At 65.3% G+C, this 15,253-nt stretch carries 16 protein-coding genes and 1 pseudogene; 9 read left to right on the forward strand and 8 right to left on the reverse strand.

All coding sequences use genetic code 11. The features are described 5' to 3' along the window. Positions 1 to 101: 101 nt before the first annotated feature. Positions 102 to 1,139 carry a phosphatidylglycerol lysyltransferase domain-containing protein gene (locus EJ072_RS14310; RefSeq protein ID WP_126080259.1) on the reverse strand — a complete coding sequence of 346 codons (1,038 nt, stop codon included), beginning with the start codon at positions 1,137 to 1,139 and terminating at the stop codon, positions 102 to 104. A gap of 158 nt (positions 1,140 to 1,297) precedes the next feature. Here EJ072_RS14310 and EJ072_RS14315 point away from each other — a divergent pair. Continuing rightward, positions 1,298 to 1,513, forward strand: a pseudogene (locus tag EJ072_RS14315) (GNAT family N-acetyltransferase); the annotation flags it as partial. A 12-nt stretch (positions 1,514 to 1,525) separates the two neighbouring features. Here EJ072_RS14315 and EJ072_RS14320 read toward each other — a convergent pair. From EJ072_RS14320 to EJ072_RS14330, 3 genes are all read right to left on the reverse strand, one after another. Further along, a complete protein-coding gene (locus EJ072_RS14320) occupies positions 1,526 to 1,750 on the reverse strand; it encodes a hypothetical protein (RefSeq protein ID WP_126080260.1) in 225 nt (74 codons plus the stop codon). A 192-nt stretch (positions 1,751 to 1,942) separates the two neighbouring features. Next, positions 1,943 to 3,940 carry a PhoX family phosphatase gene (locus EJ072_RS14325; RefSeq protein WP_126080261.1) on the reverse strand — a complete coding sequence of 666 codons (1,998 nt, stop codon included), beginning with the start codon at positions 3,938 to 3,940 and terminating at the stop codon, positions 1,943 to 1,945. Positions 3,941 to 4,126: 186 nt separating this feature from the next. Then, a complete protein-coding gene (locus tag EJ072_RS14330) occupies positions 4,127 to 5,317 on the reverse strand; it encodes an integrase core domain-containing protein (protein ID WP_126078595.1) in 1,191 nt (396 codons plus the stop codon). A 383-nt stretch (positions 5,318 to 5,700) separates the two neighbouring features. Between EJ072_RS14330 and EJ072_RS14335 the strand changes: the two genes are divergently transcribed. From EJ072_RS14335 to EJ072_RS14345, 3 genes are all read left to right on the forward strand, one after another. Continuing rightward, positions 5,701 to 6,039 (forward strand): hypothetical protein, encoded by a 339-nt coding sequence (locus EJ072_RS14335; protein ID WP_042637321.1) that lies wholly within the window; start codon positions 5,701 to 5,703, stop codon positions 6,037 to 6,039. Between the two features lie 14 nt (positions 6,040 to 6,053). Further along, positions 6,054 to 6,764: a phosphatase PAP2 family protein gene (locus EJ072_RS14340; protein ID WP_126080262.1), complete on the forward strand. Its 711-nt coding sequence runs from the start codon at positions 6,054 to 6,056 to the stop codon at positions 6,762 to 6,764. A gap of 78 nt (positions 6,765 to 6,842) precedes the next feature. Next, complete coding sequence (locus EJ072_RS14345) at positions 6,843 to 7,112, forward strand: helix-turn-helix transcriptional regulator (RefSeq protein ID WP_126080263.1); 270 nt, start codon at positions 6,843 to 6,845, stop codon at positions 7,110 to 7,112. Between the two features lie 22 nt (positions 7,113 to 7,134). Here the strand turns inward: EJ072_RS14345 and EJ072_RS14350 are convergent, their stop codons facing one another. Together EJ072_RS14350 and EJ072_RS14355 are read right to left on the reverse strand one after the other, a co-directional pair. Next, positions 7,135 to 8,061, reverse strand: a complete 927-nt coding sequence (locus tag EJ072_RS14350; protein WP_126080264.1) for a DMT family transporter — start codon at positions 8,059 to 8,061, stop codon at positions 7,135 to 7,137. Positions 8,062 to 8,179: 118 nt separating this feature from the next. Further along, entirely contained in the window at positions 8,180 to 9,043 is an 864-nt protein-coding gene (locus EJ072_RS14355; protein WP_126080265.1) for an SMP-30/gluconolactonase/LRE family protein, read from the reverse strand. 112 nt (positions 9,044 to 9,155) lie between these two features. Between EJ072_RS14355 and EJ072_RS14360 the strand changes: the two genes are divergently transcribed. Further along, positions 9,156 to 9,950 carry a helix-turn-helix transcriptional regulator gene (locus EJ072_RS14360; protein ID WP_245463430.1) on the forward strand — a complete coding sequence of 265 codons (795 nt, stop codon included), beginning with the start codon at positions 9,156 to 9,158 and terminating at the stop codon, positions 9,948 to 9,950. 43 nt (positions 9,951 to 9,993) lie between these two features. Here EJ072_RS14360 and EJ072_RS14365 read toward each other — a convergent pair whose 3' ends face one another. Together EJ072_RS14365 and EJ072_RS14370 are read right to left on the reverse strand one after the other, a co-directional pair. After that, on the reverse strand, positions 9,994 to 10,926 hold the full coding sequence (locus EJ072_RS14365) for a CHAD domain-containing protein (RefSeq protein ID WP_126080267.1): 933 nt from the start codon (positions 10,924 to 10,926) through the stop codon (positions 9,994 to 9,996). Next, positions 10,923 to 11,396 carry a CYTH domain-containing protein gene (locus EJ072_RS14370; RefSeq protein ID WP_126080268.1) on the reverse strand — a complete coding sequence of 158 codons (474 nt, stop codon included), beginning with the start codon at positions 11,394 to 11,396 and terminating at the stop codon, positions 10,923 to 10,925. Before EJ072_RS14370 ends, EJ072_RS14365 begins: the two co-directional genes overlap by 4 nt. A gap of 92 nt (positions 11,397 to 11,488) precedes the next feature. Between EJ072_RS14370 and EJ072_RS14375 the strand changes: the two genes are divergently transcribed. From EJ072_RS14375 to EJ072_RS14390, 4 genes are read left to right on the forward strand one after another with little or no spacing between them, the layout of a single operon-like run. Further along, on the forward strand, positions 11,489 to 12,193 hold the full coding sequence (locus EJ072_RS14375; protein ID WP_126080269.1) for a CerR family C-terminal domain-containing protein: 705 nt from the start codon (positions 11,489 to 11,491) through the stop codon (positions 12,191 to 12,193). Beyond that, positions 12,190 to 13,143: an HlyD family efflux transporter periplasmic adaptor subunit gene (locus EJ072_RS14380; protein WP_126080270.1), complete on the forward strand. Its 954-nt coding sequence runs from the start codon at positions 12,190 to 12,192 to the stop codon at positions 13,141 to 13,143. The genes EJ072_RS14375 and EJ072_RS14380 overlap by 4 nt, the downstream gene beginning before the upstream one ends. Beyond that, positions 13,140 to 14,060, forward strand: a complete 921-nt coding sequence (locus EJ072_RS14385) for an ABC transporter ATP-binding protein (protein ID WP_126080271.1) — start codon at positions 13,140 to 13,142, stop codon at positions 14,058 to 14,060. The genes EJ072_RS14380 and EJ072_RS14385 overlap by 4 nt, the downstream gene beginning before the upstream one ends. Further along, entirely contained in the window at positions 14,057 to 15,193 is a 1,137-nt protein-coding gene (locus EJ072_RS14390; RefSeq protein WP_126080272.1) for an ABC transporter permease, read from the forward strand. The genes EJ072_RS14385 and EJ072_RS14390 overlap by 4 nt, the downstream gene beginning before the upstream one ends. The last annotated feature ends 60 nt before the right edge of the window (positions 15,194 to 15,253 follow it).

The following is a 15,253-nucleotide window of genomic DNA, read 5'->3' on the forward strand; positions in this document are numbered from 1 at the left end:
TCCCGATCCAAGGATCGGGAAGTGTCCACGATGTCTCCGAACGCCTGTCCACCATCTCCCCAGTCTGTACAGTTTGGCGGGGGCGAGGAAGGGGCGCCTATCTAAATCGCCTTGGTCAGGCGCAGCAGCCCCAGCATCTCGACGAAGGTTCCTTTGCGGAAGGCGATATAGGTCGGTTCCTCGACACCGTGGAAGCGGCGCTTGAAGGCCGCCTGGCCCTGCAGGTTGAAGCGCGAGCGGTTGACCCAGGGCGACTTGTAGGCGCGCTGGAAGGCGTTGCGCCAGAAATCCGATTCGGCGAAGCCGCTGGGCTCGATGTCGAGCAGCGGCGAGAGGCCGAGCGTCACCTGCGAGATACCTTCCTCGCGAAAGCGGTCGACGGCGAATTTGGTCAGTCCGACCTCGGCATGCGGCGTCGCGTCGGTCTGCTTGCGCTTGAAGGCGGTGGTGTAGCCGATCACCTTGCCGTCGCGAAACAGCGGGTCGAAATCCAGGATGGCGAGAAGCCGGCCTTCGGGGCTGTGCAGGAGGAAGCGGCGCATGCCGGCACCGAGCTCCTCGGAGAAGCGGCGGTTGAGGAAACCCATCTCCCAGCGCTTGATGATGCGCTTTTTGCGCCAGTCGGCGGAAAGCTGCTTGATCTCTTCCTGCAGCATGTCGCCCGTGCCCTCGGCGAGGAGAAAACCCTTCTTCGCCAGCCAGCGCTCGGAATAGCGCACCGTCTCGTTGCGCTTGCCGGAAAAATCATGCGCCGGCAAAAGCAGCCTGGTGTCGATGCCGAACCGGTTGACCTGGTAGCCGAGACCGGCGAGCACCTTGGCCGTGTCGGCGCCGATCTGCACGAACCAGGGGCCGCCGGCCGCCTCGACGAAGCGCTTGATATAGGCCGGGCGGTCGGCTGGGTCGGCCACCGGATCGCCCAGTGCGAAATGACGGCTCATCTTGGTGCCGAAGGCGATGTAGCCGTCGCCCTCGCTGAAATAGGACAGCTTCTTCTGCACGGCCGTGGAATAGGCGAGCGAGAAATCGCCGTGGCGGCGCACCAGCCCCAGGCGCTCCTCATCGCTCAATTCGCGCCGCGGAACCTTGGGTGCCACGGCATCGAGAAGCCGATCAAAATAGATGCGCAGGGGCGCCATGAGCTCCGCGTGCCAAGAAGTGATGACCTGCCCCCGCAGGTCGCGAATCGCTGGCGACCGCTGCCGGCTACGCCGCGACAGCGATATAGGATGCAATTGACGGCGAATGAAGGGCAAAGGTCAGAAGCCTTCGGCATCGGCGGTCGGCCGCGCGAAACACGGAACTCAGCGGCGTGTGCTCGCATCCGGATTTTCGCGGCGGCGGCCTCGCCAGGCTGTTGTCGCTGTTTGTGGCCAACCGCATCATGGCGCGTGGCGAGGTGCCATATCTGCACGCCTTTGCCAACAATGCAGCGGCGATAAAGCTCTACGAGTCGATCGGCTTCCGGCTGCGCAGCGCGATGAACATCGCGGTGGTTCAGCGGGCGAGATAGCGGCTGTCTGGATCAGGCGGTTTTCGACTTCGGCCGACGGAAGCAAACCGTCTCCATCAACATCTCTTCATCGACCATGCCGGCATTGTAGAGCGCGAGCACAGTCAGCGCGATCTCCCGCGCCTCGTCCGATTCGGGATGCGCCTCGCGACTTCGGCAGGCTTCATCGAAGACGCGTTGCAAGGTGGCGACCTGGGCGGGTTTCAGCAGGCCACGGTCATAAATGGACTTCGGCATGGCGATCTCCTGGCGAGGAGCTAGGGCGCCACCTATAAAAGATCAATCTTTCCTGAGGCTTGATCGACTTCAACCAAAACAGGGGGCTCGGGCCCTGCCGAGCCCCCGCCATGTCGGGTGCTTAGAGCAATTCCAGGAAAAGTGTGAGCGGTTTTCCGTCCGGAATTGCATAAAAACAGAGAGATAGTGTCCTCACACCGCGATCTTGCCGCCGCCCTGCTTCGTGATCGCAACGACCGACGGCCGCACCGGCATGTCCGGCTTGAAGTCCGGCCAGCGGGTCGACGGATCCTCGTAATAGGACGGGCGGCCGAAGCCTTCCCAATCCTCGCCGCCGTCGCCCGGATGCTGGACGGCGACGAAGGCGGTCTGGTCGTCCGGCGCGAAGAGCGGGCCGCACATCTCGGCGCCGATCGGCACGCGGAAGAACAGTTTTGAGGTCGCCCGCGCCGCTCCTTCCGTGTCGACCGCCCACAGGCCGTCGGTGCGGCCGGTGGCTTTCGGGCCCTGGCCGTCGGTGGCGACCCACAGGCGCCCGGCGGAATCGACGGCGCAATTGTCCGGCATGCCGAACCAGCCATGCGCGGTGGTCGCGGTCGAGAAGGTGGCGCCTACATCCGCGACGGACGGATCGCCGCATTTGAGCAGCACTTCCCACTTGCCCTTGCTGGCGGCGAAGTCGCCGCCATCCTCGACGATCTCGATGATGTGGCCGAAGGCGTTGGCAGCACGCGGGTTGGCGGCGTCGACCTGCTCGGCCTTACGCTTGGAATTGTTGGTCAGCATGACATAGACCTTGCCGTTGCCGGCGTTGGGCTGGATGTCTTCCGGCCGGTCCATCTTGGTGGCGCCGAGCAGATCGGCGGCGCGCCGCGTCTCGATCAGAACGTCGGCCTGGGACGCAAAACCGTTCTCCGCCGTCAGCGGGCCTTGGCCAAAGACGATCGGCATCCATTCGACCGAACCGTCCTCGGCGAACTGCGCCACATAGAGCGTGCCGTCGTCGAGCAGGTTCATGTTGGCCGCGCGGTCACCAGGATTGAACCTGCCGGCGGTGACGAATTTGTAGACATAGTCGAAGCGCTCGTCGTCGCCGAGATAGAAGACGACGCGGCCGTCCCTGGCGACGATCGACTCGGCGCCCTCATGCTTGAAACGGCCCATGGCGGTGCGCTTCCTCGGCACCGAAGCCGGATCGTTGACGTCGACCTCGACGATCCAGCCGAAACGATTCGGTTCGTTCGGCTCCTTGGCGAGGTTGAAGCGGTCGTAATGCGCGCCCCATTCATAGGCGCCTTCCGGAATGCCCAGGCGCTTGTAATTGGCGGCTTCCTTGTGGCCTTCCGGCAGCTCGCCCGAGAAGTAGCCGTGGATATTCTCCTCGGCCATCACATAGGTGCCCCAGGGCGTGACGCCGCCGGCGCAATTGTTGAGCGTGCCGATGACCTTGGTGCCGGAGGGGTCGGCATTGGTCTTGACGCGGTCGTGGCCGGCGACCGGGCCGGAGAGCGCCATCTCGGTGGTCGACATGATGCGGCGGTTGAGCTTGCCGTCGCGCACCACCTGCCACTTGCCGCCTTCCTTGCGGATCTCGACGATGGTGCCGCCATGCGCGGCCATCTCGACATCGACCTCCTCCTTCGACAGCGGTGCGACCTCGGCGGCCTTCTTGCCGTCTTTTTCGACGATCGAAACGATGCCGGGGAACATCAGATGCGGGTTGGTGTATTCGTGGTTGACGACCAGTAGCCCGTGCTCCGCCGAGCCGTCGATCGGGATATAGCCGACATAGTCGTTGTTGTAGCCGAACTGTTTTGCCTGAGCCTCAGCCGATTGCTTCAGCGGATCGAACTCCGGCGAATCGGCAAACAGCGGATCGCCCCAGCGCAGCAGCACGTCGGCATCATAGCCTGGCGCGACATGGTGCTTGTCATCGATGCCGGCTTCGAGCTCGTCGAACTTGAACGCCGAGGCCTCGGCGGCGCGCGCCTCGTCGGCGGCGACGAGCGCCAACGGGCTGACGGTGGCGGCGATGGCCGAGACGGCCAGCGAGCCCAAGAGGAAACCGCGGCGCGAGAAGCGCGCGGCAATGATCTCGCCCATGGTGCGGTTGTCGGTCGGGTTGACGGGCGGACCGTCATTCTCCTCGAGCTGGCTGGTGCGGAAGCGGGTTTCAGGGGTCGCGGTCATGGTGTTCCTCTGGCTTCTTGAGGTGGCTTGAGCTTGGACCTTCAACCCCTAAAGCGCGCCGATCACATTTTCGTGACATCGGCTTCTGCGTAGCCCTCGGTGGTTGGCGAAGCCTGTCGATGTCAGTGTCCAGCGGATAGATGGGTAACACTTTGAACCGGATACATAGGTAACAGTTTTCTCTCCCTATGATGCGGTCGCCGCAGCGCCAAGCGGTCGGCTTGGCGCGGCGCTGCGGCGAACCAGTTTCATGTGCTTCTCATCGATGAAGCCGAGCGGATGGGTGTGGAAGCGCATCGTCCACTCGCCATCCTCGGTCTCTTCAATGGCAATCGGTTCGCCGGCCAACGTGGCCGAGACATAGATCTCGGTGCCCCGCCATTTGACCGCGCCGTTCTGGCGCACGCCGCGCACCGCTGCCTCGGTCGGATAATCGGGTTCAGGGGCTGTCTTCGGCATCGGTCGGGTCGAGGGGCGGTAATGCTGTGCCGGGGTGTCCATGCCCAGCGCCTCGTGCGGACGCTCCTCATTGTAGCTGCGCCGGAAGTTCTCGAAGGCCCTGGCTTGAGCCGCTTTGTCAGCCTTCGGTGCATCGGCCATCGGCAGCATGGTCAGATGGAAACGCTCATGGCGCCCGTTCTGCTGCGGCTTGCCTGGCTGGATGCGCTCCAGGGCGATGCCGAGCTTAATGAAGCGCACTGCCAGCGGCGTCAGCCCTGTGACGCCGGCCGACGCAAAGGGTGGGCCATTGTCGCTTCGAATGCGATCCGGCAGACCGTTTTCCTCAAACAATCGCTCAAACACCGGCCACGCCTCCTCGTCGGCCGTCGAGCCCGTCGCCTCGAGCCCCAGCAGGTAGCGGCTCAATGCATCCATCACCGTCAATGGCTCGCAGCGCCAGCCGTCACGGGTCCGGAACCAGCCCTTGTGGTCTACCGTCCACACCGCATTCGGCGCCGCAGGCTCCGGCCATGGCCCATTGCCCACAGCCCGCCAGCGCCGGCGCCGGCGTCCCACAAGACCATGCCGCTTCAGGATCTCGCCAGCTGTCGAGACTGCCGGCCAGCCACAACTGGGCTCCGCCCGCTTCAGCCGCGCCATGATCTTCTTCGGCCCCCACAGCGGATGCGCTTCCTTCTCCGCCACGATCCGCTCCACCAGCTCGGCTGCCGTTGCTCGGCCGTGATCGAGCGGCGCCCGCAGCCGGTCGTGCAGGCCTTCCGGCCCGGTCTCCCGGTAACGCCCAAGCCATTTGTAGCCGGTCTTGCGTGAGATCTCGAAGGCCGCGCAAAGCTGCGTCATCGTCTCCTCGCCAGCTAGGCATTCAACAACAAAACGAAGCCGCTCATCCATGATGCCAGTCTCTCGCCAAACCATCGCCGGTCCTCCCGGCTGGCAAGAAAACTGTCACCCATCTAATCGGTCCATTCTGTTACCTATCTATCCGGTTCGGACATCAGCCCCTTTCTCCCCGTCACTATACGGGGAGAAATGCCCGGCTGGGCAATGAGGGGCGGCGCCGAGCTGGCAAACAGTGGCGCTATAATGATGTCTTCAAAGACAGCCCCTGCGTGTAATGCTGATGGCCAACGCTGGCGCCGCCCCTCATCCGCCTGCCGGCACCTTCTCCCCGTATAGTGACGGGGAGAAGGGGGCTTGCCGCGACCTTCGCCCCCACACCGCCAGCTTGACGGCTTCGCCCGGTTCGGAAACAAGGGCTGCGGCCGGCGTGGCGACGGCGCTTCAAAAGGGGACGGCAGGTGAGTTTCTGGGGACTGGCGCAGCTCGGTATTTCGACCGTGATGTTCCTGCTGGCGGCGATGGCGGCCAAGCAATGGGGGTTGGCGCCGAGCTTGGCCAAGCTCCTTGTGACGCTGGCGCTCTATACCGCCGGCAACCTGATCATGCTGAGGCTGGTGCGCGAGTTCGGCATGTCGGTGGCGTTCAGCCTGTCGGCGGTGATCCAGCTTGTCGCGGTCAATGTCGTGGCGATCGCCTTTTTCGGCGAACGGCTCAATGCTTTCCAGGCGACCGGCATGGTGCTGGCGATCGCCGCCGTCGCCCTGATCACGCTTGGGCCCTATATGCAGAAGCTCTAACCCTCGAGCCTCTCATGAAGCCATCCGTCGGCGCGCTGCTTGCCAAGATCGAATTCCCCCTGCTTCTGGCCGGACTGATCATCGCCGGCGGGCTATGGGGTTTCGAAGAACTGATGGAGGTGGCGCGGGCGACGACGCCGCACGCCTTCGACACCGAAATCCTGCTTGCCTTCCGCCATGCCGGGCAGCCGGACAGCCCGATCGGTCCGCTTTGGCTGCAGGGCGCGATGCGCGACATCACCGCGCTCGGCAGCACCGTCGTGCTGGTGCTGATCACGACCGCGACGATCGTCTATCTCATCTTGATCCGCAGGCCTTCGACCGCGCTGTTCGTGTTCGCGGCGGTGGCGGGCGGGCAAGTGCTTTCCACCTTGCTCAAGCACGAAGTCGACCGGCCCCGGCCCGATCTCGTCTCGCACCTGGCCACCGAAACGTCACTGTCCTTTCCAAGCGGACACGCCATGCTGTCGGCGGTGACCTATCTGACGCTCGGCTCTTTGGCGGCGCGCTTCCTTCCGGATCGCCGGACGAAGATCTTCGTGCTTTGCCTTGCCGTGCTGATCACCGTGCTGGTCGGCACCAGCCGCGTCTATCTCGGCGTGCACTGGCCGTCAGACGTGCTTGCCGGCTGGTGCGCTGGCTTCGCCTGGGCCATGCTGTGCTGGCTCGCGGCACGGCTGCTGCAGCGGCGCAAAGTTGTGGCCGACAGCGATATCGATGGCTGAAGCATTCAAAATGATGCTTGAGACATTGTAATATCTAAAATATACATCTTTCATATTTTCAGAAACAGGTTCCGGCCGATGATCACTGCCGCACAGATGCGCGCCGCGCGGGCGTTGACCGGCATCGACCAGAAGACGCTTGCCGAGCGCGCCGGGGTCTCCCTGCCCACGATCCAGCGCATGGAAGCGAGCGACGGTGTCGTCAGGGGCGTGGTCGACACGCTGATGAAGGTCATCCAGGCGCTCGATGATGTCGGCGTGGAGCTGATCGGCGAGAACCAGGCCAGCGAGCGCGGCGGCAGGGGCGTGCGCCTCAAGGCCGCCGCGGCGCAGAACCCGCAAGGTTAAGCCGCCGGCCTGGAAGATCGCCTCACATCGCCGCTTCGATCGGCTCGGCAAGCTTCGGATTGGCGCGCGCGGCGATCAGGCAGCCGGCGACGATGAGGCATGCGCCGGCCAACGTGGTCCAGGCCAGCTTCTCGCCGAAGAAGAACCAGCCAAGCGCGATCGCCCAGATGAAGGCCGAGTATTCGGTCGGGATCAGATATTGCGCTTCGGCACGGGCGTAGGACCAGCTCATCAGGAATTGCCCGGCGAGCGACAGCAGCGCCACCCCGACCAAGGGCAGCCAGAGATCTCCCGGCAGCGCAACCGCGAGCCAAGGTGCTGCGCAACCAAGGATGATCCCAACGAAGAGGTTTTGGAACAGCATGATCTCGACCGGCTTGGCCAGTAGAGCCTGCTGCCGGGCGAGGACCAGATTGTAGCCGTAGAACACCGTCGATACGAGCACCGCCGCCGTGCCGAGCACGGCATCCTGCGAGTAGCTTTCCCGCCCGAACTGTCCGGACAGGATGATGGCGACGCCGGCGATGCCGGCAAGCGACGCCCAGATCGCCTGCCGCCTTATGCGCTCGCCCAGCAGCAGCGCCGCGAGGAAGAGCGCAAACAGCGGCGCGACGAAGCTGAGCCCGATCGCCTCGGCGAGCGGCAGCCTGGCGAGTCCCCAGAAGAACGAGACCAGGACGACGCCGACAATCGCGGCGCGCAACGCATGCAGGCCCAGCACCGGAAGGCGCGGCTTCGAGCGTGGCCCCGCCGACCAGGCGGCGCCGGCGACCAGGGTCGAGACCATGCTGCGCCACAGCAGCGTGTTGTAGACGCCGACCGCTATTGTCAGCGACTTCATGGCCGCATCCATGCCGGACAGCAGGAAAATCGCCAGCGCGCACGTGAGCACGGGGATGGTCGTAGAAACGGCGCCGGTCAGGCTGGATGTCTTCACGGCTTGGCTCATGGCAGCCGGATATCCCGGAGCCGACAGCGCTACCAGATGGCAGCGCCGCCTATATGGCCGGTCCAATCCCGATCGGCGAAATTCGAAGGCTGGCGGGACACGATCACTTCCGCCTGGCTCAATCCAGTGACAGCGCCGCGACCTCGCCCTCGCCCATCAGCGGCACATAGATGGTCGCCTTGCCGTCCGTGCCGATATCGGCGCTGCCCGGCTTGAACTGCATTACCGCTTCCCGCTTGCCGCCTGGCTTGTAGCTGTAAAGCGTGCCGGTCATGTAGGCGGTGGCGTAGATGGTGCCGCCAATGGCGATGACACCGTCGAGGTCGGCGAAGTTTTGCGCGCCGGGGAGCGGCGTTATCGTCTTCGTGGCGAGGTCGACCGACAGCAGTCCGCCGGGCTCGGCGGTGCTGAAATCGGCCTTGTTGATGCCCTTCCCCCAGGACGCGACGATCAGCCGGTCGCCATCGGCGAACACGCCATTGGGCGAGGCCAGCAGCGCATCCTTGACGAACAGCTCCGGCTTGTCGCCGTCGATGCGGTAGATCGTGTCGGCCAGCATGTCGCTGACATAGACCTTGCCCGCGCTGTCCTCAGTCATATCGTTGAGGAAGACAGAGCCCGGCACGTCGATGGTCTCGACCAGCCTGCCGCTGGCGAGATCGACGACGAGCACCTTTGTGAGGTCGGCGGCGTAGAGCCTGCCTCCGGAAATCGCCATGCCCTTGGGCGCATCCATGCCGTCGACCCAGTGGCGGGCGATGACCTTGCCGTCCATCGACAGAAGCGACAAATAGCCGTTGCCGTCCGCCGCGCCGGGATCGCCGGCGATGTTGGAGACGACGATGCGGTTGTGGGCGGCGTCGGCAAGCACGGATTCCGGCTGCTCGAAGCCGGCGGCGCGCCAGAGCTCGCCGGCCTGCGCAGCCGGAGCCGCCGCGATGCCGGCGACGGCGATGACGGTCGAAGCGATGAGGGTGTTCATGGTGCTCTCCTGTGGTGACGAAGGAGAGCTAAATTTTTCGATACTTTTCGGAAAGACGGTTCGACGCTAGTATCGCTTATCGATACGAAATCGCGCGAATGAGGTGCATTCCATGAACGCTCCGATCTTCGAGGCGCTGAAGCGGACGCTGAAGGCCAAGGGCCTGACCTACCGGACGCTCGCCGAGCGCATGGGCGTTTCCGAGCCGACGGTGAAGCGGATCTTCCATGAGCGGAACTGCAAGCTCGACCGGCTGATGGAGATCTGCGCCGCGGCGGACGTCGAGCTGGAGAACGTGCTCGGCGCGATGAATCGCGGACCGGGTCCGGCCAACCGCGTTTCGCCGGAGATCGAGCGCAGGCTGGCGGCGCGGCCGGCGCTGCTCTTCGTCTTCATCATGCTGTCGGAGAAATTCACGGCCGAAGGCATCATGCGCTCGCAGGGCTTGAGCGAGGCCTCGATGTTCCTCTATCTGCGCGACCTCGAGGAGCTCGGGCTGGTGGCGCTGGGGCGCGGCCTGTCGGCAAGGCTGCTCGTCGACACGCCCATCCAGTGGGATTTCGAAGGGCCGCTGAAGCCGCACTTCGAAATGACCAACAAGAATTTCGTCGGCTGGGCGCTCGGCCATATGGAGCACGGCGCGACCTTCATCAGCTTTTCCCGGCGGATGCGGCCGCAAACGGCCGAGATGTTGCGCCGCGAGGCCGACGAGCTCGCCGAACGCGCCCGGCTGCTTGCCCATCACGACCAGCACACCACGCCGGAGGACCAGCTCACCGGCTACAAATGGACCTTCGCCTTCGGCGCGACGCCGTTCCCGGCGATCATGCCGATCTGCCCGCATCCGCGCGATGCGGGGGCAAAGGCGGATGCTGGGGCGAAAGGAAGACGGCCGCTGCCGGCGTAGCGCCTTCTCCTTCTCCCCCAGGGGAGAAGGAAAAAGCGCAGCGTCACGCCGCTTTCGCCTCTTCCTGCGGCGCGGCGAGGTCGTCGCGCGCCTTGCGAGCCAATCTTTTGGCGGAGCGTTTCGGGCTGTCGCCGAAAAGCTCGGCGGCATCGGCGAGGCAGGCCTTGGTCAGGCTCTTCTCGGAGCGCTTCAAGAGCTTGCGCAGAAGCTTCGTCTCGTCGGCGGGGCCGAGCGGCTCGCCTTCGGCATCGAGCAGCGCGCGCATGACGAAGACGTCGTGCAGTTCGCCGAGCTGCTCGCCGAGCTTGTCGACCGCCTTGCGGCGCGCCTTGATCGGCGTCGGCCACAGGCGGCCGAGCAGCGACAGATGCATGGAGTGCGTCTTGGCCGCCTTGCGCAGGTTGTGAAAATCCTCGTCCTCGCCGCGCGCCTCCGCCTTGTCGAGCGCCTTCTTCGCCCGCCGCAAGGTGGCGCGGGCGCCGTCGGCCAGGATGTCGGCCGCCTGTTCCGGCAGGTCGGGCAGCGCCAGCCTGTCGATACGCTCCAGGCCTTCCCGGCAGGCGGCCACGGCCGCGTTGATGGCGGCGTCGAGGCCCGGGCCGGCATGAAGCTCGTGCTGGCGCAGCACCAGCCGTTCGCGCACGGGATCGAGACCGCCGCCTGCGGATTGTTCCGGAAAGGCATCGGCGAGGCGGTCGACGGTCTCGATGAGCGCCGTCGCCTCGCGCGGGCCGGCGAGCAGCGCCGAGACCTGCTTGTAGCATTCATTCTCGGTCCGGCAGAACGGTTCGTCCCCGGAACGAACCATGCGCAGCAAGGCGCGCACGCTCTTCAGCCGCTTGCGGCATTTGTGCAGGCCCTGCTCCGGCTTCTCGCGCGCCGTCTCGAGATGGCTGATGGCCCTGCCGATCTCGTCGGCCAATATGCGCCTGACCTCGCCGGTCAGCGGCAAGCGCGGATCGATGCGGAAGCTCATGCGGCGATCTCCGGTATCCCCCCGAGGGCCAGCGACGCGTTGTAGAACCTCGACTCGCCGGTGACCTCGCGACCGAGCCAGTCGGGCAGCATTTCGTCAGATACGTCCTCCGGCGTCTCCAGCTCCGCGATCACCAACCCCGCGAGCTTGCCGCCGAAAACATCGACTTCATAGAGATAGCCACGGTGTCTAACATGGTGGCGTGTCTTCTCGATGACACGTCCGATGGCAAAGGCCATCAATTCCTCGGCCTCGGCAAGCGGGATCGAATATTCGAATTCGTCGCGTTCGCGCGCCCTGACGCCGAACTTCAACGTCAGCTTGGCGGAGCGCCCGTCCGAGATGCGCACGCGCACGGTGCGGCCGGGCTGGGCGGCGACATAGAACTGGCGAATGCGGATCTCCGCCTCGACCTCGTCTCGCCAGGCGGAACTGGAGACCAGGAATTTACGCTCGACTTCCTTGCCCATGGCCGCGCACTAAAGCCTGTGGGGGCAGTGAAGGCAAGCCGGTTCAGAGGTCAAATTTGACTTTAATCAATCGATTGATTAAACATTGAGGTATGGACAGGCAATCAATTGCGAAAAGGCAGCAGCGCGAAGCCACCACCGCCGACCAAACACGCGCGGCGCTGGTGCACGCGGCGCTCAAGCTGTTCGGGCGGCAGGGGTTCGACGGCACGTCGACGCGCCAAATCGCGGCGGAAGCCAAGGCCAATATCGGCTCGATCGCCTATCATTTCGGCGGCAAGGAAGGCCTGCGCGCCGCCGCCGCCGACTTCATCGTGGAAACCATCCAGGGCATCGCCGGCCAGGCGCTGGGCGGCGCCCAGGGGACCGCCCCGGCAAACCCGGAAGCCGCCAGGGCACAGCTCTTTGCGGCGCTGGAGCGGATGGTGGGCTTCGTCATCGTCAGTCCGCAGGCGGGCGAGATCGTACAATTCGTACTTCGCGAGCTCTCGCATCCGACCGCCGCGCTCGACCGCATCTATGCCGGCGTCTTCGAGCCGACGCACCGGCGGCTGTGCCAGATCTGGGAGCAGGCGACCGGCGAACCGGCCGAGAGCGAGGCAACCCGGCTCACCGTTTTCACCATGATCGGCCAAGTCATCTATTTCCGCATCGGCCGCGAAGCGGTGATGCGCCGGATGGGCTGGCGCGAGATCGGCGAGAAAGAGGCCGCCAAGGTGGTGGCGGTCACGACCGGCAATCTCAGGGCAATGCTAGCGGCGCGCGATGCGCCCGCCGGCAAGAAGGGCAAATCATGAGCTTTCTCTGTTCGTTGCCGCTCGCGGCCCAACTGTTCGGCGCCTGCGCGCCGGCGGCACCCCTCGCCGTCGGCTATGTCGAAGGCGAATATGTGCTGATGGCGCCGATCGAAGTGGCCCAGGTGGCGACGGTGACGGTGAGGCGCGGCGACCGCGTCGAGACCGGCGCGGCGGTGGCGACGCTGGAAGATGCCGATGCCAAAATCGAGGTGGCGCAGGCCGAGGCCGCGCTTGCCCAGGCACAGGCGCAGCTTGCCGACCTGCAGGTCGGCAAGCGTTCGGAAGAGATCGCCGTGCTGAAGGCCGAGGTCGACATGGCAAAAGCCCAGGCCGCCGACGCCAAGCGCAAATATGACCGCGCCAGCGACCTCTACAAGCGCGGCACCGGCACGCAGGCCGACTACGACACCGCCTCGGCCTCGCTGGAGACGGCCAACGCGCAGGTCGGCCAGGCGGAAGCCAATCTCGCCGTCGGCAACCTGCCGGCGCGGCCCGAGACGATCAAGGCCGCCGACAACCAGGTCAAGCAGGCGCAGTCGGCCCTGCGGCAGGCTGAGTGGCGGTTGTCGAAGCGGGTGCTGATGGCGCCCTCGCCCGGACGCGTCAACGACGTGATCCGCAATCCCGGCGACACGGCCGGGCCGACCGCACCGGTGATCTCGATGCTGCCGGACGGCGCCGTGAAGCTCAGCGTCTATGTGCCCGAAAGCGCGTTCTCGTCGGTCAAGGTCGGCACCGCGCTCAGCGTCCATTGCGATGGCTGCGGGGCAGGGCTGAAGGCGCGCGTCAGCTATGTCTCGCCCGATCCCGAATTCACACCGCCGGTGATCTACTCGCTCGAGAACCGGCAGAAGCTGGTCTATCTCGTCGAGGCGCGGCCGGAGGGCGATGCCGGGCCGCTGCAGCCCGGCCAGATCGTCGATGTCGATCTCGCGGATATGGGGCAATGAACGCCATCGACGTCCGCGGCCTGGTCAAGCGCTTCGGCGACAAGACGGTCGTCGACCATGTGACGATGACGGTCGCCGAAGGCGAGATCGTCGGCTTCCTCGGGCCGAACGGCTCGGGCAAGACGACGACCATCCGCATCATGTGCGGGCTGCTCACGCCGGACGAGGGCGACGGCACGGTGCTGGGCTTCGACATCCGCACCGACGCGCTCAGGATCAAGCGTGAAGTCGGCTACATGACGCAGAAATTCTCGTTCTACGAGGATCTGACGATCGGCGAGAACCTCGAATTCGTGGCGCGGCTCTACCAGCTGAAGCCGGTCGAGCACTATGTGGCGAGGACATTGGAAGAGCTCGGCCTGGCGAGCCGCCGCAACCAGCTGGCCGGCACGCTTTCCGGCGGCTGGAAGCAGCGGCTGGCGCTGGCGGCCTGCATCATGCACAAGCCGAAGCTGCTTCTGCTCGACGAGCCGACGGCCGGCGTCGATCCCAAGGCGCGGCGCGAGTTCTGGGACGAGATCCATCGCCTGGCCGGCGGCGGGCTCACCGTGCTCGTCTCCACCCATTACATGGACGAGGCCGAGCGCTGCCACCGCATCAGCTACATCTCCTACGGCAAGATGCTCGCCGCCGGCACGGTCGACGAGGTGGTGAGGAATGCCGGGCTGACCACGTTCGTGCTGCATGGGCCGGGGCTCGACCAGGTCGCCCAGGCGCTGCAGGGGCGGCCCGGCGTCGACCAGGTGGCGCCGTTCGGCGCGACACTGCACGTCGTCGGCTCCGACAAGGCAGCGTTGGAAAAGGCGCTGGCCGACGTCGAGAAGGAGCACAAGGACGTGACGGTGACGCCGGGCGAGACCAGCCTCGAGGATGTGTTCATCCAGTTCATGTCCGGCTCGAAGGACAATATGGCATGAACGCGGTCTTTTCCTTCGCCAGGCTGGGCGCGCTGCTCACCAAGGAGTTCATCCAGATGCGGCGCGACCGCATCACCTTCGCCATGATGCTGGGCGTGCCGCTGATGCAGCTCGTGCTGTTCGGCTTTGCGATCAACAACGACCCGAAGAGCCTGCCGGCGGCCCTGGTGGCGACCAGCAGCGATCCCTACACGCGGGCGATGGTCTCGGCGCTGCAGACCACCGGCTACTACCGCTTCGACCATGTCGCGCAAAGTGCCGCGCAAGCCGAGTTCCTGATGGCGCGCGGCGACGTCTCCTTCGTCGTCACCATTCCCGCCGATTTCGCGCGCCGCGTCGAGCGCGGCGACAACCCGCAGATCCTGATCGAAGCCGACGCCACCGACCCGTCCGTCGCCAGCGGCGCCATCTCCACGCTCAGCACCGTTGCCGGCCAGGCGCTGCTGCGAGCCCAGGGCACCCAGGACGCGGCCAGGGAAGCGGCGCGCGGCCAGCTCGATGTTGTCGTGCACCGGCGCTACAATCCGGAAGGCGTCTCGCAATACAACATCGTGCCCGGCCTGCTCGGCGTAATCCTGCAGATGACCATGGTGATGATGACGGCGATGGCGCTGACCCGGGAAACCGAGCGCGGCACGATGGAAAACCTTCTGGCCATGCCCTCGAGCCCGCTCGAGATCATGCTGGGCAAGGTGCTGCCTTACCTGGTGGTCGGCGCGGTGCAGGTGGTGGTGGTGCTGGTGGCGGCGAAGCTGCTGTTCGGCATCCCCTTCGTCGGCAGCCTGACGCTGCTGCTCTCCTCGGTGCTGGTCTTCGTGCTTTCGCTGGTGCTGCTCGGCTACACGATCTCGACCATGGCCCGCTCGCAGATGCAGGCCATGCAGCTGACCTTCTTCTTCTTCCTGCCCTCGCTGCTGCTCTCCGGCTTCATGTTCCCCTATCGCGGCATGCCGGGATGGGCGCAGAGCCTTGGCGAGATCTTTCCGCTGACGCATTTCCTGCGCATCACCCGCGCGGTCATGCTCAAGGGCGCCGAGCTGCCGGCGGTGGCGACGGAAATCGGCTGGCTGGCGGTGTTCGTGGCGCTGTTTGCCGGGGTCGCGCTGGTGCGGTTCAGACGGACGCTGGATTGATAGGCACCGCCGGCGCGGTAGCCGAGACTATAGAGTGCATCGCCTGTGACGGGCCAATTC

The sequence above is a fragment of the Mesorhizobium sp. M2A.F.Ca.ET.046.03.2.1 genome (assembly GCF_003952425.1).
GTDB lineage: Bacteria > Pseudomonadota > Alphaproteobacteria > Rhizobiales > Rhizobiaceae > Mesorhizobium.